This window comes from Mesorhizobium sp. M7A.F.Ca.MR.148.00.0.0, from assembly GCF_003997735.1.
In the GTDB taxonomy this organism is placed as follows: Bacteria; Pseudomonadota; Alphaproteobacteria; order Rhizobiales; family Rhizobiaceae; genus Mesorhizobium.
The window spans coordinates 1-292 of sequence record NZ_RZTB01000520.1; the positions used below are offsets into that span (position 1 = coordinate 1).

Sequence of the window (292 nt, forward strand, 5' to 3'; positions counted from 1 at the left end):
GACGACGATGACATAGGGCAGCGCCAATGCGACATGGCCGAGCAGGATCGCATGCAGGCCACGACCGATACCGACGCCGAAGAAAAAAATCAGCATCGCCGTGCCGGTGATCAGCCACGGTATGGCGATCGGCGGAAACAAAAGCGCCTGCAGGAACTTCTTGCCGCGAAATTCGTAGCGATAGAGCGCCAGTGATGCCGCCGAGCCGAGCACGACGCTGATGATCGTGGTGATGATCGCGATCTCGACGCTGTTCCAGGTCGCTGCGATCAGTTGGTCATTCTGCCACAGC

At 59.2% G+C, this 292-nt stretch carries 1 pseudogene; it reads right to left on the reverse strand.

What is annotated here, in order from left to right:
• Positions 1–292, reverse strand: a pseudogene (locus EOB49_RS35180) (ABC transporter permease); the annotation flags it as partial.